This window comes from Modestobacter sp. SYSU DS0904 (assembly GCF_054051115.1).
The window spans coordinates 14,199-36,076 of record NZ_JBJHAQ010000038.1; the positions used below are offsets into that span (position 1 = coordinate 14,199).

The window sequence follows — 21,878 nt, forward strand, 5'->3', positions numbered from 1 at the left end:
GGAGGACCCCACCGCCCCCACGCCCGGCGCGGGCCCTGCAGCGGGGTCCCCGTCGTACCCCTGGGCCAGGATGACCGGCGTGGACCAGCGACCGATCCGCCGCATCAAGCCCGACCGCGCCGCGCCGCCCACCGCCGACCAGCGGGCCCGCTGGCCGCTGACCGTGCCGGCGGTCGCGCAGCTGGTCGACGAGGGGCTCGAGCTGCCCGCCGGGGCCTTGGTGCTGGTCGGGGAGAACGGGTCGGGCAAGTCGACGGTGATGGAGCTGCTGGCGGTGACCCTCGGCCTCAACCCGGAGGGCGGTTCGGCCAACGTCCGGCACCGCACCCGCGCCAGCGAGCCGGAGTCGCTCGGGCTGGTGGTCGAGCGGAGCCCGGGCGCCTCCCGCTGGGGCTACTTCCTCCGCGACGAGACGCTGCACGGCCTCTACAGCTACCTGGAGTCGGTCGGCGGTGACCGCGCCTACCACGAGCTCTCGCACGGCGAGGCGTTCCTCGAGGTGCTCACCAGCCGGGCCACCGGCGCGGGCACCTACCTGCTCGACGAGCCCGATGCGGCGCTCTCCTTCGGCGGCAGCCTGGCGCTGATCTCCCACCTGCTGGCGATGCTGGACCGGGGCGCGCAGGTGGTCATCGCCACCCACTCCCCGATCGTGGCCGCACTGCCCGGCGCGACGCTGCTGGAGGTCGGCGAGTGGGGGCTGCGGCCGACCCGCTGGGAGGACCTGGAGCTGACCGAGAACTGGCGGCAGTTCCTCGCCGAGCCGTCGTCCTACCTCCGTCACCTGCGGTGAACTCGGTCACCGACGACGGGGTTGCCGACCTCCACAGCGGGCACGGCTGTCGGGGAGCCGGTCAGACCTTCCGGCTCCCCGCCTCGGCCGCCGGCCGGGCACACGAGGAGAACCCATGTCGAACGACCAGCACACCGTCCTCCGCTCCATGCACGACATCGGCCTGGCCGCCTGGTTCGGCGGCAACCTGATGGGCGCCGTCGGCCTGAACAAGGCCGCAGCCGCCGCCCGCGACAGCACCGAGCGGACGCGCCTGTCCTCGATCGGCTGGGGGGCCTGGGCGCCGGTGCAGGGTGCCGCGATCGCCGCGCACCTGATCGGCTCGGTGGGCATGCTGCGCGCCGACCGTGGCCGGGTGGCCACCGGGCCGGGAGCGATGGCGAACACCGTGGTCAAGAGCGCGCTGACCGCCGCCGCGATCGGGACGTCGATCGCCAGCGGGGCACTGGGCGCCAAGATCGGGGCCAAGTCACCGGTGCCCAGCGAGACCGCGACCGACCCGGCGCCCAACACGCCCTCGGACGTCGCCGCCGCGCAGAAGGGGCAGAAGCCGCTGCAGTGGGTCAACCCCGCACTGACCGGCGTGCTCATCGTGCTGGCCGCTCAGCAGGGCGAGCAGCAGCGGACGAGCTCCACCGTGCGCGGAGCCCTCGGCGCGGGCCTGACCAGCGTGAAGGCCGCCGTCCTCCGCTCCGCCTGAGGCGGGCCGGCCTGAGGCGGCGGCCGGCATCCCCGCCGGCGCCTCAGGCCGCGGTGGCCTGCCCGGCCGGGGTGAGCCCCCAGGCCGCGGCGAGCAGCTCCAGGCTGCGCAGCCGCTCGGCCACGCCGTGGGTCGAGGCGGTGACCATGATTTCGTCGGCGCCGGTGTCGGCGGCCAGCTGCCGCAGCTCGGCGACCGCCCGCTCCGGGCCGCCGACGATCGCGTTGCTCGGCATCCCCTGGGCGGCGGCCCGCTCCGGGTCGGTGGCCGCCTCCGCGAGGCTGGGCACCGGGCGCAGCCGGTTGGTGCGGATGGACAGCCGCATCAGCTGACCGGGCAGCGCCAGCCGGCGGGCCTCCTCGTCGGAGTCGGCGACCAGCGTGCTCGCGGTGACGACGGCGTACGGCCAGGGCAGTGCGTCCGAGGGCCGGAAGGACTCCCGGTAGAGCTCCAGCGCGGCGACGGCGTGCGGGCTGCCGAAGTGGTGGGCGAAGGTGAACGGCAGCCCGAGCTGCCCGGCCAGTTGCGCGGAGTAGCTGCTGGAGCCCAGCAGGACCACCCGGGGCGCGGAGACGGCGGCCGGCGTGGCGGTGAACCGCTCGGCCAGCCCGCCCTCGACCCGCTGATCACCGAGGAGCCCGAGCAGGTCGAGCAGGTCCTGCGGGAACTGCTCGGCCGACAGCAGCTTGGGGTCGCGGCGCAGCGCCAGGGCGGTGTGCTGGTCGGTGCCCGGGGCCCGGCCGATGCCCAGGTCGATCCGCCCCGGGTGCAGCGCCTCGAGCAGGGCGAACTGCTCGGCCACCACCAGGGGCGCGTGGTTGGGCAGCATCACCCCGCCGGAGCCGACGACGATCCGCTCGGTCACCGCGGCCAGATGGGCGATGAGCACCGGCGGGTTGGTGCTGGCCACCGCCGGCATGTTGTGGTGCTCGGCCACCCAGAGCCGGCGGTAGCCGAGCCGGTCGGCGGCCTGCGCGACGGCGACGGTGTGCGCCAGGGCGTCGGCGGTGGTCTGCCCGGACCCGACGGTGGCCAGCTCGAGCACGGACAGGGGCAGCGGGGTCTCGGACATCACCGCGACCAACACGGCGCCGGCGGGCGGGCTTCCCGGCGGTCAGGTGGCGTGCTCGGTCACGCGTCCCGGAGCGGACGGCGTCCAGCGCGCGGGGGCCCCCCGGAGAGACGCTCGTCACGCGATGGGCGGACTCGGGTCGACGGGCGTGGACGTCGGGCGGGCGGACGGCGCATCATTGGCAGTCGCCCGGGTCGAGTGCCAGCCCGGCCACCAGACGAGGAGCTCACAGCACCGTGCCCACCTACCAGTACGTCTGCACCAATCCCGAGGTCAAGCACGAGTTCGAGCGCGTGCAGTCCTTCAGCGAACCGGCGGTCACCACCTGCCCGGAGTGCGAGGCACCGGTGCGCAAGGTCTACGGCTCGGTCGGCGTCGTGTTCAAGGGGTCGGGTTTCTACCGCACCGACAGCCGCAGTGACAGCGGCAGCAAGAGCGGCAGCGCCGGCGCCGGCAAGGACGGCGGGAGCAGCTCCTCGACCAGCAGCTCGCCGAGCACCTCCACCCCGAAGAGCGGTGACTCCAGCAGCTCCAGCTCGAGCGGCGGCTCCGCCGGATCGGGCAGCAAGGCCGCCAGCTGAGCTGATCGGGCCGGTTCCCGCTGCCCGTCGTCCACAGCCGGCCCCGCTGTCCCCGGCTCCCCGCCGAGCCGGGACGGGAGCCCGCACGGGGGCGACGCTGGGCCGGTGATCCGCCTCCGCCGCCCGCGCTCGCCCGTCCACCTGCTCCGCCAGACGGCCGCCGCCGCGCTCGCCGGGCTGGCCCTGGTGCTGGCGCTCCGGCCGGCACCGGAGCCCCCGGCCGGGCCGGTCACCGTGCCGGTCGTGGTGGCGGCGGGCGACCTGCCGGCCGGCACGGCGCTGACCGCCGACGCGCTCACCGTCGCCCGGTTGCCCTACGCCACGGCCCCCGCCGGGGTGGCCGCCGAGCCGGGCGCCCTCGCCGGGCAGGTGCTGGCGTCCCCGGTGCGCGCCGGGGAACCGGTCACCGACGTCCGGCTGGTCGGGCCCGGGCTGTGGTCGGCCGTCCCCGACGGCCAGGTCGCCGCCCCGGTGCGGCTGGCCGATCTCGCGGTGGCCACCCTGCTGCGCCCGGGAGACCGGGTCGACGTGCTGTCCACGGCCCCCGGCGGAGCCGCCGCCACCGGCGCCGGGCCATCGGTCGAGGTGGTCGCCACCGACGCGCTGGTCGTCACCGCCACGGCGCCGCCCGCCGGGGACGGGCCCACGACGAGCGATGCGGGGCTGCTGGTGCTCGCCGTCGGCCCGGACACGGCCGGGCGGCTCGCCGCTGCCGCGGCCACCGGCAGCCTCACCGTTACCCTCGGCCGGCCGTGACCGCGGGGCCGCCGCGGGCGCCCCACCCGACCGAGGGGCGCACCGATGCTGAGGGGCTTCAAGGACTTCCTGCTCCGCGGGAACGTCGTCGACCTGGCCGTCGCCGTGGTGATCGGCGCCGCGTTCACCGCGGTCGTCACCTCGTTCAGCGCCTCGTTCCTGGAGCCGCTGATCGGCCTGGTGAGCGGCGGCGGGGAGCTGGGGGGCGAGGTCGTCATCGACCAGCAGCGCTTCACCTGGGGCGCGTTCCTCAGCCAGGTCATCTCGTTCGTGCTCACCGCGGCCGTGCTCTACCTCGTGGTGGTGCTGCCGATGAAGGCGCTGCTGGAGCGCCGGGCCCGCGGCGAGGAGCCCGGCCCGGTCGTGCCCACGCAGGTCGAGCTGCTCACCGAGATCCGCGACCTGCTCCGCGCCCAGCAGGGCACCAGCGCATCGGGGACGGCGACGCCCACCGACGGTCGCTGAGGCTCAGTCGCTGCCCCAGTGCGGCGGCCGGTCCTCCAGGTAGCGACGATCCGTGTCGTCGGGGTCGGTCAGCCGCTCACCCCAGCCGACGTCGCTGTCGTCCGGCGCCCGCTCGGGTCGCCGGACCGGTGGCGGGGCGGGCTGGGGCGGCTGGGCAGCGGTGCGCTCGTCGGGGGCGGTCACGCCCCGAGGGTAGGTCGGCCCGCTCAGCCCACCGGCCGGCCCAGGTCGGCCAGCACCTCGGCGGTGGGCAGCCCGGCCAGCACCGACCCGGGCACCGCGAGCTTGCTGCCCCGGGTGCCCGAGCCGATGACCACCAGGTCGCTGGCGGCCACCGCGGCGTCGACCAGCACCGGCCACCCGGCCGGCAGCCCCACCGGCGTGATGCCCCCGAAGGCCATCCCGCTCTCGGCGACGGCGACGTCCTGCGGGGCGAAGGAGACCTTGCGCGCGCCGAGGTGCCGGCGGACCAGCCCGTTGACGTCGGCGCGCGTGTTCGCCAGCACCAGGCAGGCGGCCAGCGTGGTCTCCCCCGCGCGCCGGGCGGCGACCACCACGCAGTTGGCCGAGGCGGCCAGCGGCACCTGGTAGGTGTCGGTGAAGTCGGCGGTGTCGGCGGCGCCGTCGTCGATGGCGGCGACCCACACCGGGCCGCGCAGCGACGGGAGGGCGGCGGCCACCGGGGCGGCCAGCAGCTCGGGGTGCTCGGCGGCGGGCAGCCAGCTCAGCGTGCCCAGGGACGGTGCGGCGTCGGCCATGCCCCGATCGTGCGGCACGGCCGGCCGCGGCGACCGGCCGGGGTGCTGCGGTCGGTGGCCGGACCACCGCTGTCCCCGCGTGGGCGCCCGGGAGAGGATGCCGTCATGATCGGTCAGCTGCACTCGGTCGTCATCGACGCGCCCGACGCCCACGCCCTGGCGACCTTCTACGCCGGTCTGCTCGGCATGGAGGTGCACGGCTCCCCCGGCGACGACTGGGTGACCGTCACCGGCGCCGGGTACCGGATCTCCTTCCAGCAGGCCCCCGACCTCGTGCCGCCGGACTGGCCGGACCCGGCCCGGCCCCAGCAGTTCCACCTGGACATCCGGGTCGCCGACATCGACGTCGCGGAGCCGCAGGTGCTCGAGCTCGGCGCACGACGGTTGCCCGGCGGCGGCGGGGACTTCCGGGTCTACGCCGACCCGGTGGGCCACCCGTTCTGCCTGGTCTGGGACACCCCGTGACGCCGGACCTGACGGCCGTCAGCGACTTCGTCGCCGCCACCGGGTTCGCGCTGACCGAGGTCGGCGGCACCCGGGTCAGCGGGCACGTCGAGGTCGGGCCGGAGCACCACACGCCCTGGGGCGTCGTGCACGGCGGCGTCTACTGCACCGTCGTGGAGGGCGCCGCCAGCGTCGGGGCCAGCGCCGCGGTCGCCGAGCGCGGGCAGTTCGCCGTGGGCGTGCACAACAGCACCGACTTCCTGCGCCCGATGACGGCCGGCCGGCTCGACGTGCTCGCGGAGCCGGTGCAGCAGGGGAAGACGCTGCAGCTGTGGCTGGTCACCCTCACCCGCACCGACGACGGCAAGGTCGTCGCCCGCGGGCAGGTGCGGCTGCAGAACGTGCCGCTGCCGGCGGCGTGACCGCCTCGGCGGACCAGGCGGTCACCGCCGCGGTCGCCGTCGCCCGGCAGCACGGCATCCGGGTCGAGTACCCGGTCCTGCTGTCCTGGGGCGTCAACGCGGTGGTGCACCTGCCGCCGGCGCCGCTGGTGGCCCGGGTGGCCGTCCACACGCCCCTGCTCCGGCCGCAGGTCCGCCACCCGTTCGCCCGCGAGGTGGCGCTCGGCACGGCGCTGGCCGCGGCCGGCGCGGCGGTGGTCCCGCCGTCGGACCTGCTGCCGCCCGGCCCGCACGAGCACGACGGGCTGACCGTGTCGTTCTGGCGACATGTCGACGTGTCGCCGGATCGACCCACCGCGCAGCAGGCCGGCCGGTCACTGGCCGAGCTGCACGAGGTGCTCGGCACCCTGCCCCCGCTGTGGACCGGTTCGCCGCTGGACCGGCCGCTGGAGGACCTCGCGGTCTTCCACGACTCCGGCGCCGACCTGGGCGCCGACCCGGCGCTGCTGCGCGCGTCCGGCGACCTCCTGGCCGCGCTGCGGCCCCGGCTCGCCGGCCCCGAGATGACGCTGCACGGCGACACCCACCCCGGCAACCTGCTGGTCACCGGCGAGGGGCTGCGCTGGACGGACCTGGAGGACACGTCCCGTGGCCCACGGGCCTGGGACCTGGCCAGCCTGCGCGACACCGCCCGGCTCGACGGGCGCGCAGCGCTGGACGCGATGCCCGACCCGGTGGGCGACGCCGAGCTGGTCCCGTTCCGCTGGCTCCGGCAGCTCTACTCGGCCGCCTGGTGGTTCGTGCACGCGGCCCGGGAGCCGGCCGACCTGCCCGAGGCGCGGCGACGGCTGACCGCCGCGGTCGCGGAGGTCGGCGCCGGCCTGGGTCGAGCCGCCTGACCTGACGCTGAGCCATGCCGTGGCGCGGCTCCCCATCGGCTCAGCCGGGTCGACCCGGCCGGCGGCCGACCGGGTCGGCCCCGACCGTGACCCGGGACGCCGTCAGCCCCGGTGCCCCGACGGCAGGGCGGCCGGGTCGAGCACCACCCGGAACAGCGCCCGCGGGTCCTGCAGGGTCGCCGGGGGGCGGGCCGCCGCGCGGGGCACCACCCGGTCGAACCGGGCCGCGCGCCGGTGCGGCAGCAGCTCGCGGCCGGCGAACTCGTACCCACCGACCACCTCCCCCAGCAGCAGCCCGCCCCCGCCCTCGACGGGCAGCCCGACCAGGTCGCCGGGGCGCACCTCGTCGAGGAAGGCCGACAGCTGCCGCAGGTCCTTGGCCGGGCGGCGGCCGGAGAGCTCCTTGGACAGCACCCGCAGCTCGGCGGCGGAGAGCCCGGTCGCGTCGACGTCGATGCCGGACTGGGTGCCCAGCCCGACCACCCCGGTGGCCAGTGCCGCACCCAACTCGTTGTGCGCCCGCGGGCGGACCACCCACACCGGCACACCGTCCGGTGGCGGCGCCGGGGGCACGTCGTCCGCGCCGGGCCAGACGTAGGGCAGGTCGTCGGGGTCGACCGGGAACCGCGCGCGGTAGAACGCCGGGTCCTTGGCCAGCAGGTTCGACCGGTGCGACAGGTGCAGCGCCTCGTCGCCCACCCAACTCGGCAGCAGCCCGGCCGCCGCCGCCTCGGCCTGGGTCATCCGCGCCGCGTCCGGGGCGAACTCGGCGATCAGCGTCTCGGTGCTGTCGGCGAAGCCACGCTCCCGCCAGACCCGCACCATCGCCAGCGCGTAGACGACGAGCCCCTCCGTGTGCCCCCGCCACATGGCGACCACCGGGTGGTTCGCCCAGCCGTAGTCGGGCAGCTCCAGCGCGCGCAGCACCTGCAGGCACTCCACCCGCTGCTTGCCGAGCCGGGGGTTGTCCAGGAGCCGGGCGGACTCGGTGAAGTCGGCGACCGGCAGGAAGGTCTGCACAGCCGTCCATCCTGGGTCAGCGGCGCCCGCCCCGCCGGGTCAGCGCAGCCGGCGGGCCAGCTCGGGCAGGACGACGCCGAGGGGCGCGTCGACCCGGACGGTGGCCTTGGCGTCGCCGCGGGTGGCCCCGGAGTTGACGATCCCCACCGGGATGCCGCGCTTGGCGGCGGCGATGACGAACCGGTAGCCGCTCATCACGGTCAACGACGAGCCGAGGACCAGCAGCGAGCGGGCCTCCTCGACCAGCGCGAAGCAGGCGTCCACCCGGTTCCGCGGCACGGTCTCGCCGAAGAAGACGACGTCGGGCTTGAGCGGCCCGCCGCCGCAGGCCAGGCAGTCGACCATCACGAACCCGTCGAGCGCCTCGTCGGGCAGCTCGACGTCGCCGTCGGGGTTGACCTGGTCGTCGGCGCTGTCGGTCACCTCGGGCCGGAAGCCGGGGTTGGCGGCCCGCAGCCGGGCATCCAGGGCCGCCCGGCCGTCGACGTCGCCGCAGGCCAGGCAGACGGTCCGGTCGAGGCCGCCGTGCAACTCGGTGACCTCGCGGGCACCGCCGGCCTGGTGCAGCCCGTCGACGTTCTGGGTGATCACCGGCCCCACCGCACCGGCCGCCTGCAGGCCGGCGACGGCGACGTGACCCGCGTTGGGCCGCGCCCCGGCGATCTGCCGCCAGCCGATGTAGCTGCGGGCCCAGTAGCGGTGCCGGCCCCGCGGGTCGCCGGTGAAGGTCTGCCAGGTCATCGGCGTGTGCCGGCGCAGCGAGCCGGTGACGCCGCGGTAGTCCGGGATGCCCGAGTCGGTGGACAGCCCCGCACCGGAGAGCACGAGCGCGCCGCCGTCCCCGAGCAGGCCGGTGAGCTCGTCGAGGCCGTCGACGACGGGAGGTGCTGCGGTCACCGCACCATCGTCCCCGGCGGAGGCCCGATGCGCCCGCGCCGGAGCCGCTCAGCCGGAGGTGGCCAGCATGCCGCCGTCGACCAGCAGCCCGGTGACCGCGTCGGCGTCGACCGCGGGGGCGAACAGCCAGCCCTGGGCGGTGCGGCAGCCCAGCCGCAGCAGCGCGTCGCGCTGCTGCTCGGTCTCCACCCCCTCGGCGATCACCGCCAGGCCCGCGGCCTCCGAGAGCGCGAGCACCGCACGGACGATCCCGGCGCTCAGCCGGGCGTCGCCGCCGCTCCCGCCCAGCTCGGCGACGAAGGACCGGTCGACTTGAGGGTGTCGACCGGCAGGTCACGCAGGTGCGCCAGGTTGGAGTAGGAGACCCCGAAGTCGTCCAGGACCAGGCCCACCCCCGCGGCGCGCAGCCGGTGCAGCTCGGCGAGCTGGCCGGCGGTCTTCTCCAGGCTCTCGGTGACCTCCAGCCGCAGCGAGCCCGGGGGCACGCCCTGCCGCTGCACGGTGGCCAGCACCCGGTCCACGAACAGCGGGTCCTCCAGCTGGACCGCCGACAGGTTCACCGACGCCCGCAGGTGGTCGGCATCGGGCAGGGCGCGCCACCGGGCCAGCTCGATGCAGGTCTGCTCGACGACCCAGTCGCCGATCGGGCCGATCGCCCCGGTCTCCTCGGCCAGCGACACGAAGACGTCCGGCGGGACGTCGCCGAAACCGGGGTGCCGCCAGCGCAGCAGCGCCTCGACGCCCTCGAGCCGCCCGTTGGCCAGCGCGACCATCGGCTGGAAGACCACGCGCAGCTCGGCGCGGGCCAGCGCCCCCTGCACCTCCTGGCGCAGCGACAGCCGCTGCACCGACCGCTGGGCCGCCGCGGCGTCGAACACCTGCACCCGTCCGCGGCCGGCCCGCTTCGCCTCGTACATCGCCGCGTCGGCGTCCCGCAGCAGGTCGCTGACCGCCGCCGCGCCGGCCCGGTCGCCGAGCGCACCGCCGACGCTGGCGCCGATCCGGACCAGGTCGCCGTCGAGGGAGAACGGCCGGCGCAGCGCCGTCAGCATGCGGTCGCCTACGGTGGCCAGCGCGGCCCGGTCGGCGGCGTCGTCCAGCACGACGACGAACTCGTCACCGCCGAGGCGGGCCAGCAGGTCACCGGGGCGGATGCACTCGCGCAGCCGCTCGGCCACCTGGCACAGCAGGTCGTCGCCGGCCTCGTGGCCCAGCCGGTCGTTGACCGCCTTGAACTCGTCGAGGTCGCAGAAGAGCACGCCCACCGGCCCGGTCCGCGGGCCGGCCAGCCGCTCGGCCAGCACCCGGCGGACCAGCGCCCGGTTGGCCAGCCCGGTGAGCGGGTCGTGGGTGGCCTGCAGCCGCAGCTCGTCCTCCAGCCGACGGCGCTCGCCGACGAACCGGGAGGACAGCACGGTGCTGCCGGCGTCACCGGGGGCGACCGCCAGCCGGGTCTCCACCCAGGCCCAGTCGTCGGTGCCCTGGCGCAGCCGGTGCTCGACGCTGCTCATGTCCGGGCAGGCCGCCAGGGCGCCGCGGACGGCGGTGCGGTCGTCGGGGTGCACCCGGTCCAGCCAGTCGGTGCCGACCAGTTCGGCGGGGCCGGCGCCCAGCCCGCGGGCGTAGGAAGGCGAGGCCCAGCGCACCGTGCCGGCCCGCTCGACGACGGCGACCATGTCGCTGATCGCGTCGGTGAGCACCCGCAGCCGGGACTCGCTCTCGGCCAGGGCGGAGTACAGCCGGGCGTTGACCAGGGCCGCGGCGACGTAGCCGGCCAGCAGGCCGGCGGCGTCCACCGCGGCGGAGGTGAACGCCCCGGGCCGGGGGTCGACCGCGTAGAGCAGCGCCACGGGCTCGGCGTCCACCATCACCGGGATGCACAGCAGAGCCCGGCCCGCACCGCGCAGGTGCCCGGGCAGCGGCTCGGGGCCGGTGGCCATGTCGTGCATGACGTGCGGCTCGCCGCGGCAGGCCGCGGTCCAGGCCCGCAGGTCCTGGACCGGCCGGGGCCACTGCGCGAGGTCGTGGTCGATCCACTGCGCGCGGGCGGTCAGCGACGCCACGCCGTCCTCGACGGTGACCACGCTGGTCCAGCGGGCGTCGCAGATGGTGGCGACGATCCGCGCGGCCTCGTCCAGCAGCGGCTGGCGCGTCAGGTGCCGGGTCAGCCGTGAGCCGGCGGCGGCCAGTCGCTCGACCGTCCGCCGCCGGTCGGCGTCCTCCAGGGAGGAGCGGAGCCGCTGGGCGACCGAGCGCAGCATGAGCAGGTCGGCGGGCCCGAGGCCGGCCGGCAGGGAGAACAGCAGGACCAGCGCCGGTCCCGCCCGGTCGTCGGTCGCGACGGGGACGTGCACGACCTGCTGCACCGCCACGCCGGCGACCACCGGCGGGCCGGTGCCGGCCGGGGCCGACCAGGTCGCCGGGGTGCGGGTGCCGAACAGGTCCGCGGCGCCCGGCAGCGCCGGCAGCGCGACGGCGTGCTGGTCCCCGAAGCCGCAGGCGGCGGCGACGTCCATCCCGTCGGGCCCGGTGCGTCCCCAGAGGACGAGGTCGGCGGAGAAGGTCTCCGACAGCGCCTCGACCGCCCGCGCGGCCAGGTCCTCGGGGGTCCCGCCCTGCCCGATGACGTCGAGCATGCGGATCAGCCCGGCGGAGTGCCGGTAGGCGTCCTGGGCGGCGGACTGCGCCTGGGCGAGCATCATCCACAGCTCCCCGGTGCCCGGTTCGGCGAGGGCGGGGCTCCCGCTGGAGTTCCACCGCAGCCGGAGCGGGGCGACGGGCCCGGCCACCGGCTCGGCGAGGGGCTCGGTCATCACAGCGCCAGCGCGGTCAGCGTGGCGTTGTGCACGCCGCCGGCGCCACGGGAGCGGGCGAACTCGCCGTAGGTGTAGAGGCCGAACGCGGTGGCCTCACCCGCCGCGTGCTGCAGGCGGGCGATCTCCTCGGCGATGCCGTCGCCGAGGATGGTCTGCCGCGCGGCGCAGTCGAAGGTGAGCAGCACCCGCTCCCGGCCGGTGGCCAGCGCACCGGCGGCGACGTCGTCGACGACCGCGAGCAGGACCTCCCGCTCGGCGCTCATCACCTGGACGGCGGCGAAGGTGGGCACCGGCTCGAAGCAGGTGAGGTCACCGGACTCGGCGGTGTAGACCGCGCGGACCAGGTGCGAACCGTCGGGCTCCAGGACGCCGAGGGCGTAGGAGCTCTCGACGGCGGCCTCGCTGACCCCGCGTCGCAGCGCCTCGTCCCGGTCGACGGCCGCGGCGTAGACGGCGGCGCCGGGCTGCCCGCCGATCTCGTGGATGACGGCCTGCTCGGCGTGGGTGACCAGCTGCGGCGGCCCGACCGGGGTCCAGCCGTGCACGGTGGCCACGCGGAGCGGGTGCGGGGAGGCGATCCACACGCCGACGGCGACGTCGGTGCGGGCGGTGTCGTCGACCAGGACGCTGGTGCGGGTCAGCTGCCAGTCGTCACCGGCGGTGCCGCCGACGATCGGCACGCTGGCCCCGGCCGCCCGGTGCGCCCCGGCGACAACCGACTGCTGGCCACCGACCAGCCCATCGGTGAGCAGCAGCAGCGCGGCGTACGGCAGGCCGTGGTCGCCGCTGGCGGCGCGCGCGGCGCGCACCACCTCCGTGCCGACCTCGGTGGGGCGGGTGCTCATGCCCTCGGCCCAGCCGACGCCGAAGCGGTACTCCCCGCCGGCGAGGGCCAGGACGGCGACGCCGGTGCCGGGGCCGGCGACCTGCGCGCCGGCGAAGTGACCGCAGCTGGTGGCGCCGACGAGGGGGGCGTCACCGGTCACCGACCGGACACCGGCGAGCAGCTCGGCGAGGTCGTAGCGGACCGAGGCGTAGACGATGACCAGTGCGGGGCTCCCCGACGGCAGGCCGGCGACCGCCGCGGCGGCGGCGCTGCGGCCGGCCTCGGCGGCGCGCGGGTCCGAGCTGAGCCCGGTGCCGTGCTGGAGAACGCTCACCAGGGGGTTGTCGACAGGTGCCGGCGGCTCCCTGACGGCGCCTCATCCCCAGGGGGGAGACCGCTCAGCCGGAGGTGACGGCCTGCTCCAGCCGGTCGAGCACCTCGGCGTGGATGCGGCCGAGCCCCTTGGGCGCGAAGGTGCGCTCGAAGAAGCCGCCGATGCCACCGGCGCCGGACCAGGTGCTGCTCACCCGCACCGTGCTCACGCCCTCGTCCGCGGGGTGGACGCTCCAGGTGGTGATCATGCTGGAGTTTGCGTCGGTCTCCACCAGCGAGCCGTCGGGCGCCTCGCTGACGGTGACGTCCTGCACCCGCGCCCGCTTGGACGTGGCCTGCAGCCGCCAGTGCGCGCGGGTGCCGGCGCCCTCGCCGCCGGCCTCCACCCGGTACTCGCTGTACTGCTCGGGGAGGATCCGCGGGCGGGTGACGGTGTAGTCGGCGAGCGCGGCGCGGACGACGTCCGCCGGTGCCCGCACGACCCGTTCGGTGGTGGCGACGACCTGACCCATGCCGGCCATCCTGCCCGGCGCTCACCACCGGCGCCTGTGCGGCACCCAGTTGGCGCACGGCTGGCTGGACCGGGCACCCACCCCGGCGCACCCGGGACGGGCGCTGGGCCACTCCGGTCCACCGTCGGGACCGGGCACCATCAGGTGGTCGCCGAGCGTCCACCCGTTGAGGAACACCTCGCAGTCGCAGAAGGCGCCCCGGTTGCCCAGCCGCCGTTCCAGGGCGGTGGCCCGCGGGAGCCGCAGGTCGCGCCACCGGCGCACCCAGCGCAGGGTGCAGTCGCAGCCGGACTCGCCGAGCATTCGGGCGGTGTAGCAGAGCAGGCACTCCCCCGGCTGCGGTCGGGTCAGCTCATCGGCCAGCGCGGCGACGTGGGCCTCGGCCACGCGGAGCGGGTCGTCCAGGGGATCTCGCTGTTCTCGCACCCCAGGAGTCCAGCAGCGCGAGGGGGTCACCGGCCCGGCGTCGTCCACAGCCGAGGGCGCCGTCCACAGGCGGGGCGCGTCAGCCCAGGCCGTCCTCGGTGTTCAGCCACTGGCAGCGGAGCCGGGCGCCGGCCATCGCCTCGGTGAAGCGCGCCTCCCACAGCGGGTCCCGCGACGGGAAGCTCTCGAACACGCGCTCCTCCAGCACCTCCGGGCGGCCGTCCGGACCGACGAAGGCCCGGCGCAGCAGCACCCGGGTCACGCCGTCGACCTCGTCGTGGGCGGTGGTCCAGCGGGCGGTGGCGATCGCCTGCGCGCGCAGCGCCCGGTCGCCTTCGGGCAGCGCCGGCGGCCCCGCCGGGCCCCGTGACACCGCCCAGCCCCACGCCGCGATGACGCCGATCAGGGCCAGCACCACGACGATCGCGATCACCGCACCCATGCCGCCACGGTAGTTCGCGACGGCGACCCGTGCCCCGGCTCAGTCGCGGCGCAGCAGGGCGCGGACGCGGGCCCGCAGCGTCGTGGGGCGGCGGTGCCACTCGTCGTCCCCCGGGCCGGTGCCCCGGTGGGCACCCCAACCGGGCGGGAGGTCGGCCAGCGACACCAGCTCCGGGACGACCTGCACGAGCTGGCCGAGGTGGACCACCCGGGCGTCCTCGACCGCCATCGTGGTGCCGCAGTGCACCTGCCAGTCACCGTCCGGGTCGTGGAAGACGTCCTGGACCGGCGCGCCGTCCAGCACCGGCTGGGTGGTGTAGACGCGGGTCCTCGGGGAGTCGGCGAAGGGCCAGTCGTTCACCGGGACATCCTCCCACCAGGGGGCGCGAGCGCCGCTCGGTCGGCGGTGAGCTCGGGGACGACGACCTCGGCGACCCGCTGCTCCACCTGGCGCTGGGTCTCGGCGTCGAAGACCCGGGCGAACTTCTCCCGCGGGCGGTGCACCAGCGGCCCGGTGTTGTCGCCCTTCCACGTCTCGAAGTCCTTGATCAGCGCCCGGGCGGCGTCCGCCCGGCCGACGAGCACCGCCGGGTCCCAGGGCAGGCCGACGTCGGCGCAGGCGGCCGGGAGCACCCGCTCGGGGTGCTCGGCCAGCTGCCCGTAGGAGACCACCGTGTGCCCGGGCCGACCGCGGTGCTCGGTGGTGATCGCCACGCACTCGGCCCACAGGTCGACCGCCTGGTCGGGGGTGTAGCTGCTCCCCCACCCCGAGGAGACCGAGCAGAGGCTGGCCGCGACGTCGGCGCCGTCCCGCACGATGTGCAGGAAGCGCGCGCCGGGCACCAGCCGCTCGATCCGGTCGATCGCGTAGAGGTTGGCCGGGGTCTTCTCCACCCAGGTGCGCCGGCCGCCGGCCCGGGTGACCTCCTCCGCCGTCGTCAGGAAGGCCTGGGCCGTGGCCCGGCCGGTGCTCCCCGGCTCCGGCCAGCGCAGGCCGGGCCGGCCGAGGAAGCCGGCGATCTCGGGCAGGTCCCGCGCCAGCTCCGGCCCGACCGGTGCGTCGAGGTCGGCCGGCAGCCGGTAGAAGAAGTGCGTCTCCGGGAACGCCTGCACGGCCGGGTGGGCGGCGAGGAAGGACTGCAGCAGCGTCGTCCCCGAGCGCGGGCAGCCGACGACGAACAGCCGCGGCAGGGGCTCCGGTCGCACGGTGGGCACGGAGGGTCATGCTCCCGGCCCGTTCCCCCGCCCGCCAGGCGAGGCCCGGGTCCGTCGTCGGGGGTCGGCGCCTGGTCGCCGACCGGCGCCTGACGCGCAGCCGCGACCTCAGCCGGACCGGCCCCGACGGAACCGGGCGGGCCGCCGCACCGTGTCCTCGCGCGCCCACCGGGTCGGGCCCCAGGTCACCTGGTCCGGAGCGGGCAGCGGGAGCGGGTCACCGTGGGAGGTGACGTCCAGCCGGCTCAGCCGGCCGTCCTCGACGAACAGGAGCACCCCGCCCACGGGCGCCCCGTCGGCACCGACGACGGTCCCCTCGACCGGTGCCGGACCGCTGGCCGGGGCTGCCGGGACGTCCGCGGGCACCTGCAGGTCCAGGGTGCCGCACCCGCAGCGGCAGCCCGGGGTCGCGGTGGCCCGGCCCACCTGCGCGCGCAGCTCGGCGACGCCGAGGAAGTCGTGGGCGAGGAGCGCGTCGAGCAGCCGGCGCGCGTCGTCGGTCAGGGGTCGGGGGCCGTGGTCGGCGGGCGGCCCGGGATCAGCAGCGGTCATGTCCCCAGTGTCGCCCGCGCCCCGGCGAGCGAGGGACGGGCCCTCGAGGTGCCCCCGGCAGGATTCGAACCTGCGGCACACGGTTTAGGAAACCGATGCTCTATCCCCTGAGCTACGGGGGCGGCGGCGTCCATCCTGGCATGCGACCCCGCCGCGGCCGACGAGGCGCGGGGGCCCGGACGGGCGAGGGGCCCGACGGCGATGCCGTCGGGCCCCTCACTGCTGCCGCGACGAGCGCGGCGGACGATCAGCTCTGCAGGGAGTCCACGAAGTCCGGGTTCTCCGCGAGCCAGGCGTCGACGGCCTCCTCGTAGCGGCCCTCGCCGTACTCGTTGACGACCATGTTCTCCAGCGAGCCGTACTGCTCGTCGGTCAGGGAGAAGTTCTCCATCATCGACGCGACGTCGGCGCACCGGTCGGAGAAGCCCTCGGTGGCCAGGGTGTGCAGCCCCTCGGCGTCACCCAGCGCACCCTGCGGGTCCTCGAGGTCCTTGACCGGGAACTCGCTGTTGGCCCAGAACGGGCGCCACAGGGTGACGACGATGTCCTCGTTCGCCTCGGTGGCCGACTGCAGCTCCGCCAGCATCGCCGTGGTCGAGGACTCCACCAGGGTGTAGTCCTCCTCCAGCCCGTAGGCCGGCATGACGCTGGTCTTGGTGGTCTCGGTCAGACCGGCGCCCGGCTCGATGCCGACGATCCGGCCGTCGAACATCTCGGCGTTGCCGGCAAGGTCGGCGATCGAGGAGATGTCGGTGTACTCGGGGACGGCGAAGGTCAGCTTCGCGCCGTCGTACCAGGCGCCGAGGTCCTCGAGCTGGTCGCCGTACTCGGCCATGTAGGCCTCGTGGGTGACCTCGGACCAGGCGGAGGGGTACACGTCGACGTCGCCACCGGCCAGGCCGGCGTAGAGCGGCGCGGCGTCGGCGATCTCGGTCATCTCGACCTCGATGCCCTGCTCACCGAGCACGTTGTTCCACAGCCAGGCGATGCTCAGGCCGTCGGTCCAGGAGGGGATGAAGCCCAGGTCGACCGTGTCGCAGGCCGCGCCACTGGTGGCGCCACCGTCCGCGGTGGCGTCGGTGTCGCTGTCACCGCCGCAGGCGGTGGCGGTCAGGGCGACCGCGGCCAGGCCGGCGGCGAGGCGGGTGGTGCGGGCAGTCAGGTGCTTGTTCAATCTGTTCCTCTCGTACGGGTGCCGGTCGAGTGCCCCGGCACCACTGGTGCTCCGGTCCGCGGAGGGCCGCCCACGGGGTGGACGGCCCGTGCGGTCACCGGGCAGGTTCGGGTTGCGGCGTCTCGGAGGGCGCCGTCGGCTGCTGCGTGGCCGGCTGCTGGGCCGGGGGCTGCGCGGCGCGCGACGTGGTGCTGCTGCCCCGGCCGAGGAAGGTGCGGAAGCCGGCGAACCGCCCGCGCCGCTGGCCGAGGGCACCGGTCAGCCGGTCCAGGTAGACGGCGAGGATGACCACCGCCAGGCCCGCCTCGAAGCCGAGTCCGATGTCGAGCCGGGAGATGCCGGACACCACGACGCTGCCCAGCCCGCCGGCGCCGATCAGGCCGGCGATCACGGCCATCGACAGCGCCAGCATGATCACCTGGTTGATCCCGGCCATGATCGTCGGCAGCGCCAGCGGCAGCTGGATCCGGCGCAGGATCTGGCCGGGCGGGCTGCCGAACGCGTGCCCGGCCTCGACCAGCTCGGGGTCGACCTGGCGGATGCCGAGCTCGGTGAGCCGCACGCCGGGCGGCAGCGCGAAGATGATCGTGGTGATCACGCCGGGGACGACGCCGATGCTGAAGAAGGTCACCGCCGGGATCAGGTAGACGAAGCCGGGCATCGTCTGCATGAGGTCCAGCACCGGCCGGACGGCGGCGCTGACCCGGTCGCTGCGGGCCGCGGCGATGCCCACCGGGATGCCGATCAGCACGGCGACCAGCGTGGCCACGAGGATCAGCGCCAGGGTCTCCATCGCCGGCACCCACAGCTCGAGGCTGATGACCAGCAGCAGCCCGAGCAGCGAGACGAGGGCGAAGCGCACCGACCGGACCGCCCCGGCGAGGACGGCGAAGAGCAGGGCCATGGCGATGGCCGGGAGGAACAGCAGCCCGGACGCCAGCCCGTCGACGGCGCCCTCGGTCACGGTGGCGATCCCGTCGAAGACCGGATCGAGGTTGTCCCTGAGCCAGTCGAACCCGGTGTCGATCCACTCGCCGAGCGGGATGCGGGGCAGCGGTTCGCGATCGGACCCGCTCTCGGTCGCCGCGAGCACTGCGGTCTCAGCCACGGGGGTCTCAGCCACGGGGGTCCTCCTTCGTCAGGTCGGGGGTTGCGGGTTCCGGCCGGGGCGACTCCGCGGTGGCGCCACCGAGCGCGGCCAGCACCGCGGTGGGCGGGACGACGCCGAGCAGCCGGTTGGTGTCGTCGACGACGGCGACCGGGTGGTCGTCCTGGCCGGCGGACACCAGCAGGTCGGCGAGCAGCGTCTCCGGCCCGACGGTGACCGACGGGTGCACGGCGCCGTCGGTGAGCGCCGTCTCCCCCGCGTCGGCCGCGGCCTGGGCGTCGCCCTCGTCGACCGTCCCGGTCAGCTGACCGAGCCCGTCGACGACCAGGGCCGAGGAGGTGTGCTGGGCGTGCATCGCGTCCAGCGCGGCCGCCGGGGAGGAGGCCCCCGCCAGCACGACCGGCGCCGGCGCCATCACGTGCTCGGCGGTGAACACCCGCCCGCGGTCGACGTCGGCCAGGAACGAGGCCACGTAGTCGTCGGCCGGCTGGTCCAGGATCTGCTCGGGGGTGCCCAGCTGGACCACCCGTCCGTCGCGCATCACCATGACCCGGTCACCGAGCCGCATCGCCTCGTTGAGGTCGTGGGTGATGAACACGATCGTCTTGCCCAGCCGCGACTGCAGGTCCAGCAACTGGTCCTGCATCTCCCGGCGGATCAGCGGGTCCAGCGCGCTGAACGCCTCGTCCATCAGCAGCAGCTCGGTCTCCGCGGCGAGCGCGCGGGCCAGCCCGACCCGCTGCTTCATGCCGCCGGAGAGCTGGTCGGGCCGGGCGTCGGCCCGCTCCGCCAGCCCCACCTCGGCGAGCGCCTCGAGCGCCCGGGCCCGGCGCGTGCTGCGGTCGACGCCGCGCACCTCCAGGGCGTAGGCGGCGTTGTCGACCACGGAGCGGTGCGGGAAGAGCGCGAAGTGCTGGAAGACCATGCTCATCCGCTCCTGGCGGAGGCGGCGGACCCCGCGGGCGTCCAGCGACGTCAGCTCGGCGTCCCCGATCATCACCCGGCCGGCGGTGGGCTCCAGCAGTCCGTTGAGCATCCGGATCAGCGTCGACTTGCCGGAGCCGGACAGCCCCATCACGACGAAGATCTCGCCCGGTTCGACGGTGAAGCCGACGTCGACGACGGCGGGAGTCGCTCCCCGCTCGCGGACCTCGGCGATCGTCGCGCCGTCCTGGAGCCGGCGGACGGCGTCCTCGGGACGTCGTCCGAAGACCTTGTAGAGCCCTTCGGCATGAACTGCGGGCACGATCACCTCTCGTCGTCGGGCATGGACCGGCCAGGAGGCCGTGCGTTCGGTGGGACGGCTCCGGCCGCGTCGCTGCGACGGTGCTGCGGGATGCACCCGGAACCGCATCCATCCGGCGGCGCACACGGCCGCGCCGTCACCGCTCCTCCGGTGACGACACGCGCCTTCTCTGCGCAGCGTCGGACGTAGGCCACGAACGCCGGGTGGGGCCACGTCCTGGCCGGACTCACCCGTGTCCAACTTGCCGGCCGACGTTAGCAGCGTGCGCTGGACGAAAAGCTCACAGAAGGCAACCGGCAACCATTCCGTCATCGGCTCGCAATGCGCCCGGTGGCCGTCCGCGCACCCCCGTCGATACCTGGACTCGCCGCTGACCTGCGCGTTGTCCCAACGTGACCCCGGGCTGCGGCGCACGGGACCCGTGACCCGTTCGTGACCCTCGGCCGGCGTCCGCAGGCCGTCCGCGGTGCCCGGTGGCCGCCTCGGGAACGCCCCGGCCCCGCGACGCGTCGGAACAGGAGCGGGCGGCAACTCGCTGCAACCGTTACCTTGTCTCAGCACGCACGAGCCCCCGGCAACGGCGCCGGTGGCGCGGGAGGTGGAGAGCAGATGGACATCACGGTGGTGGACGTCCCCGAGAAGGGGCGGTTCGAGATCCGCGACGGCGATCGCGTCGTCGGTCTGGCCAGTTACCACGTCGACGGCAGCTCGATGACCCTGCCGCACACCGAGATCGATCCGGCGATGGGCGGCCGCGGGCTGGGCACCCGGCTGGTGCACGACGTCCTCGTGGCCGCCCGGGAGCGCCAGGTCACCGTCCTCCCCTACTGCTCCTTCGTCCGCAAGTACCTGGTCGAGCACCCGACCGAGCTCGACCTGGTCGCCGAGGACGACAAGCCGATGTTCGGCCTGGAGACCGCCGACCACTGAGCGCAGCCCGGGCGTGACCCTGCGGTGATCCACCGGCGTCCCTAGGCTCGGCCGGGTGCCCACCGCGCTGCTCTGGTTCCGTCGCGACCTCCGGCTGGGCGACCACCCGGCGCTGCTCGCGGCGCTCGACGCGGCCGGCCCGGACGGCGACGTCCTGCCCGTCTTCGTGTTCGACGACCGGCTCTACGGCCCCGCCGGCGACCCGCGCCGCCGGTTCCTGCTCGACTGCCTGGCCGACCTGGACGGACAGACCGGTGGCGCGCTGGTGCTCCGCGCCGGCGACCCGGCACAGGTGCTGCCCGCGCTGGCCGCCGAGGTCGGCGCGGGCAGCGTGCACGTCACCGCCGACGCCGGCCCCTACGGACGCCGCCGGGACGCCGCCGTGGAGCGGGCGCTGGGTGAGCTGCCGCTGGTCCGCACCGGCTCCCCGTACGCCGTCGCCCCGGGCCGGGTGGTCAAGCGCGACGGGACGCCGTTCCGGGTCTTCACCCCCTTCGCCCGCGCCTGGCGGGAGCACGGCTGGCACTCCCCCGCCACCCGCCCCGACGACGTCCGCTGGACCCGCGGCGTCCGGTCCGACGAGCCACCCACGGCCCCGGGCCTCGACGGCGTCGCCCTGCCGCCGGCCGGGGAGGCCGCGGCGACCGCGGCCTGGCACCGGTTCCGCGACGAGCGGCTGCTGGGCTACGCCGAGGGCCGCAACACCCCGGGCACGAACGGCACCAGCCGGCTGTCGGCCTACCTGAAGTACGGCTGCATCCACCCGCGCACCCTGCTGGCCGACCTCGCCGCCGGACCGGACTCCGAGTCGGCACGGAGCTACGCGAACGAGCTCGCCTGGCGCGACTTCTACGCCGACGTGCTCTGGCACCGGCCGGGGTCCGCCCGCGAGTACCTCAGGCCCGAGCTGCAGGCGATGGGCTACGACTCCGGGCCGGACGCCGAGGAGCTGGTGCGGGCCTGGCAGACCGGGCGCACCGGCTTCCCGATCGTCGACGCCGGCATGCGGCAGCTGCTCGGCGAGGCGTACGTGCACAACCGGGTGCGGATGATCGTCGCCTCCTTCCTGGTCAAGGACCTGCACCAGGAGTGGACGCTCGGCGCCCGCTGGTTCATGCAGCACCTGGTCGACGGCGACCTGGCCAGCAACCAGCACGGCTGGCAGTGGGTCGCCGGCACCGGCACCGACGCCTCGCCGTACTACCGGGTGTTCAACCCGATCACCCAGGGCAAGAAGTTCGACCCCGACGGCACGTACGTGAAGCGCTGGGTGCCCGAGCTGCGGGAGCTCGAACCGAAGCACGTGCACGAGCCGTGGACGGCGCCCGGCGGCGTCCCGGCCGGCTACCCCGAGCCGGTCGTCGACCACGCCCACGAACGCCAGGTGGCCCTGGACCGCTACACCCGCGCCACCCGCGGGTAGCCCCTCTTCGCCGCTGTGGCCACTTTGGCGCGGGCGTGGGTGAGGCCGGTGCGGGCGGCGGGGGAGTAATGCGGGGCCGTCGGCCGCTGC

Annotated in this window: 25 protein-coding genes, 1 tRNA gene and 1 pseudogene; 10 read left to right on the forward strand and 17 right to left on the reverse strand. The window is 75.7% G+C overall.

Annotation, left to right across the window (positions count from 1 at the left end; all coding sequences use genetic code 11):
- The first annotated feature begins 79 nt into the window (after positions 1-79).
- Both ACI79U_RS18265 and ACI79U_RS18270 read left to right on the forward strand, forming a co-directional pair.
- Positions 80-793, forward strand: coding sequence for an AAA family ATPase (locus ACI79U_RS18265; RefSeq protein WP_457071310.1), 714 nt, complete (start codon positions 80-82; stop codon positions 791-793).
- A 115-nt stretch (positions 794-908) separates the two neighbouring features.
- Positions 909-1,493 (forward strand): hypothetical protein, encoded by a 585-nt coding sequence (locus tag ACI79U_RS18270; RefSeq protein WP_457071308.1) that lies wholly within the window; start codon positions 909-911, stop codon positions 1,491-1,493.
- Positions 1,494-1,536: 43 nt separating this feature from the next.
- Here ACI79U_RS18270 and ACI79U_RS18275 read toward each other — a convergent pair whose 3' ends face one another.
- Entirely contained in the window at positions 1,537-2,565 is a 1,029-nt protein-coding gene (locus ACI79U_RS18275; protein ID WP_457071306.1) for an LLM class flavin-dependent oxidoreductase, read from the reverse strand.
- 236 nt (positions 2,566-2,801) lie between these two features.
- Here ACI79U_RS18275 and ACI79U_RS18280 point away from each other — a divergent pair, with 236 nt between their 5' ends.
- The 3 genes from ACI79U_RS18280 to mscL all read left to right on the forward strand — a co-directional run bounded on the left by ACI79U_RS18280 (position 2,802) and on the right by mscL (position 4,367).
- Positions 2,802-3,146: an FmdB family zinc ribbon protein gene (locus tag ACI79U_RS18280; RefSeq protein WP_457071304.1), complete on the forward strand. Its 345-nt coding sequence runs from the start codon at positions 2,802-2,804 to the stop codon at positions 3,144-3,146.
- A gap of 105 nt (positions 3,147-3,251) precedes the next feature.
- Positions 3,252-3,902, forward strand: coding sequence for a Flp pilus assembly protein CpaB (gene cpaB, locus ACI79U_RS18285; protein WP_457071302.1), 651 nt, complete (start codon positions 3,252-3,254; stop codon positions 3,900-3,902).
- A 45-nt stretch (positions 3,903-3,947) separates the two neighbouring features.
- Positions 3,948-4,367: a large conductance mechanosensitive channel protein MscL gene (gene mscL, locus ACI79U_RS18290; RefSeq protein WP_457071300.1), complete on the forward strand. Its 420-nt coding sequence runs from the start codon at positions 3,948-3,950 to the stop codon at positions 4,365-4,367.
- Positions 4,368-4,370: 3 nt separating this feature from the next.
- Here mscL and ACI79U_RS18295 read toward each other — a convergent pair whose 3' ends face one another.
- On the reverse strand, positions 4,371-4,550 hold the full coding sequence (locus ACI79U_RS18295) for a hypothetical protein (protein ID WP_457071298.1): 180 nt from the start codon (positions 4,548-4,550) through the stop codon (positions 4,371-4,373).
- A 23-nt stretch (positions 4,551-4,573) separates the two neighbouring features.
- Positions 4,574-5,125 (reverse strand): YbaK/EbsC family protein, encoded by a 552-nt coding sequence (locus ACI79U_RS18300; protein ID WP_457071296.1) that lies wholly within the window; start codon positions 5,123-5,125, stop codon positions 4,574-4,576.
- Between the two features lie 105 nt (positions 5,126-5,230).
- On the opposite strand from ACI79U_RS18300, the gene ACI79U_RS18305 reads away from it, so the two are divergent.
- From ACI79U_RS18305 to ACI79U_RS18315, 3 genes are read left to right on the forward strand one after another with little or no spacing between them, the layout of a single operon-like run.
- A complete protein-coding gene (locus ACI79U_RS18305; RefSeq protein WP_457071294.1) occupies positions 5,231-5,590 on the forward strand; it encodes a VOC family protein in 360 nt (119 codons plus the stop codon).
- Entirely contained in the window at positions 5,587-5,991 is a 405-nt protein-coding gene (locus ACI79U_RS18310; protein WP_457071292.1) for a PaaI family thioesterase, read from the forward strand. The genes ACI79U_RS18305 and ACI79U_RS18310 overlap by 4 nt, the downstream gene beginning before the upstream one ends.
- Positions 5,988-6,869, forward strand: coding sequence for a phosphotransferase family protein (locus ACI79U_RS18315; RefSeq protein WP_457071290.1), 882 nt, complete (start codon positions 5,988-5,990; stop codon positions 6,867-6,869). Before ACI79U_RS18310 ends, ACI79U_RS18315 begins: the two co-directional genes overlap by 4 nt.
- A gap of 102 nt (positions 6,870-6,971) precedes the next feature.
- On the opposite strand, the gene ACI79U_RS18320 is transcribed toward ACI79U_RS18315, so the two are convergent.
- The 14 genes and pseudogenes from ACI79U_RS18320 to ACI79U_RS18385 all read right to left on the reverse strand — a co-directional run bounded on the left by ACI79U_RS18320 (position 6,972) and on the right by ACI79U_RS18385 (position 19,435).
- Positions 6,972-7,889, reverse strand: coding sequence for an MSMEG_6728 family protein (locus ACI79U_RS18320; RefSeq protein WP_457071288.1), 918 nt, complete (start codon positions 7,887-7,889; stop codon positions 6,972-6,974).
- A gap of 39 nt (positions 7,890-7,928) precedes the next feature.
- Positions 7,929-8,786, reverse strand: a complete 858-nt coding sequence (locus ACI79U_RS18325; RefSeq protein ID WP_457071286.1) for an NAD-dependent protein deacetylase — start codon at positions 8,784-8,786, stop codon at positions 7,929-7,931.
- Positions 8,787-8,834: 48 nt separating this feature from the next.
- A pseudogene (locus ACI79U_RS18330) lies at positions 8,835-11,599 on the reverse strand (putative bifunctional diguanylate cyclase/phosphodiesterase).
- Entirely contained in the window at positions 11,599-12,762 is a 1,164-nt protein-coding gene (locus ACI79U_RS18335) for an FIST signal transduction protein (RefSeq protein WP_457071284.1), read from the reverse strand. Before ACI79U_RS18335 ends, ACI79U_RS18330 begins: the two are co-directional and overlap by 1 nt.
- 64 nt (positions 12,763-12,826) lie before the next feature.
- Entirely contained in the window at positions 12,827-13,273 is a 447-nt protein-coding gene (locus ACI79U_RS18340) for an SRPBCC family protein (RefSeq protein WP_457071282.1), read from the reverse strand.
- Between the two features lie 21 nt (positions 13,274-13,294).
- Positions 13,295-13,660, reverse strand: a complete 366-nt coding sequence (locus tag ACI79U_RS18345; RefSeq protein WP_457071280.1) for a DUF2695 domain-containing protein — start codon at positions 13,658-13,660, stop codon at positions 13,295-13,297.
- Between the two features lie 118 nt (positions 13,661-13,778).
- Entirely contained in the window at positions 13,779-14,141 is a 363-nt protein-coding gene (locus ACI79U_RS18350; RefSeq protein ID WP_457071278.1) for a hypothetical protein, read from the reverse strand.
- A gap of 39 nt (positions 14,142-14,180) precedes the next feature.
- Positions 14,181-14,501, reverse strand: coding sequence for a hypothetical protein (locus ACI79U_RS18355; protein ID WP_457071277.1), 321 nt, complete (start codon positions 14,499-14,501; stop codon positions 14,181-14,183).
- On the reverse strand, positions 14,498-15,355 hold the full coding sequence (locus tag ACI79U_RS18360; protein ID WP_457071275.1) for a sulfotransferase family protein: 858 nt from the start codon (positions 15,353-15,355) through the stop codon (positions 14,498-14,500). Before ACI79U_RS18360 ends, ACI79U_RS18355 begins: the two co-directional genes overlap by 4 nt.
- A gap of 108 nt (positions 15,356-15,463) precedes the next feature.
- The gene (locus ACI79U_RS18365; protein ID WP_457071273.1) at positions 15,464-15,907 is read right to left on the reverse strand and encodes a hypothetical protein; all 444 of its coding nucleotides are present in this window, start codon (positions 15,905-15,907) and stop codon (positions 15,464-15,466) included.
- A 49-nt stretch (positions 15,908-15,956) separates the two neighbouring features.
- A tRNA-Arg gene (locus ACI79U_RS18370) sits at positions 15,957-16,029 on the reverse strand.
- Between the two features lie 125 nt (positions 16,030-16,154).
- The gene (locus ACI79U_RS18375; RefSeq protein ID WP_457071271.1) at positions 16,155-17,081 is read right to left on the reverse strand and encodes a glycine betaine ABC transporter substrate-binding protein; all 927 of its coding nucleotides are present in this window, start codon (positions 17,079-17,081) and stop codon (positions 16,155-16,157) included.
- A 94-nt stretch (positions 17,082-17,175) separates the two neighbouring features.
- Complete coding sequence (locus ACI79U_RS18380; RefSeq protein ID WP_457071269.1) at positions 17,176-18,204, reverse strand: ABC transporter permease; 1,029 nt, start codon at positions 18,202-18,204, stop codon at positions 17,176-17,178.
- Positions 18,197-19,435: a quaternary amine ABC transporter ATP-binding protein gene (locus ACI79U_RS18385; RefSeq protein ID WP_457071267.1), complete on the reverse strand. Its 1,239-nt coding sequence runs from the start codon at positions 19,433-19,435 to the stop codon at positions 18,197-18,199. Before ACI79U_RS18385 ends, ACI79U_RS18380 begins: the two co-directional genes overlap by 8 nt.
- A 609-nt stretch (positions 19,436-20,044) precedes the next feature.
- On the opposite strand from ACI79U_RS18385, the gene ACI79U_RS18390 reads away from it, so the two are divergent.
- Together ACI79U_RS18390 and ACI79U_RS18395 are read left to right on the forward strand one after the other, a co-directional pair.
- Positions 20,045-20,365 carry a GNAT family N-acetyltransferase gene (locus ACI79U_RS18390; RefSeq protein ID WP_457071265.1) on the forward strand — a complete coding sequence of 107 codons (321 nt, stop codon included), beginning with the start codon at positions 20,045-20,047 and terminating at the stop codon, positions 20,363-20,365.
- Positions 20,366-20,420: 55 nt separating this feature from the next.
- Entirely contained in the window at positions 20,421-21,788 is a 1,368-nt protein-coding gene (locus ACI79U_RS18395; protein ID WP_457071263.1) for a cryptochrome/photolyase family protein, read from the forward strand.
- The last annotated feature ends 90 nt before the right edge of the window (positions 21,789-21,878 follow it).

Coding starts and splice junctions, on each gene's coding strand:
- ACI79U_RS18270 (WP_457071308.1), top strand. CDS start 909: ATGTCGAACGACCAGCACACCGTCCTCCGCTCCATGCACGACATCGGC.
- ACI79U_RS18275 (WP_457071306.1), bottom strand. CDS start 2,565: ATGTCCGAGACCCCGCTGCCCCTGTCCGTGCTCGAGCTGGCCACCGTC.
- mscL (WP_457071300.1), top strand. CDS start 3,948: ATGCTGAGGGGCTTCAAGGACTTCCTGCTCCGCGGGAACGTCGTCGAC.
- ACI79U_RS18300 (WP_457071296.1), bottom strand. CDS start 5,125: ATGGCCGACGCCGCACCGTCCCTGGGCACGCTGAGCTGGCTGCCCGCC.
- ACI79U_RS18305 (WP_457071294.1), top strand. CDS start 5,231: ATGATCGGTCAGCTGCACTCGGTCGTCATCGACGCGCCCGACGCCCAC.
- ACI79U_RS18340 (WP_457071282.1), bottom strand. CDS start 13,273: ATGGGTCAGGTCGTCGCCACCACCGAACGGGTCGTGCGGGCACCGGCG.
- ACI79U_RS18350 (WP_457071278.1), bottom strand. CDS start 14,141: ATGGGTGCGGTGATCGCGATCGTCGTGGTGCTGGCCCTGATCGGCGTC.
- ACI79U_RS18365 (WP_457071273.1), bottom strand. CDS start 15,907: ATGACCGCTGCTGATCCCGGGCCGCCCGCCGACCACGGCCCCCGACCC.
- ACI79U_RS18390 (WP_457071265.1), top strand. CDS start 20,045: ATGGACATCACGGTGGTGGACGTCCCCGAGAAGGGGCGGTTCGAGATC.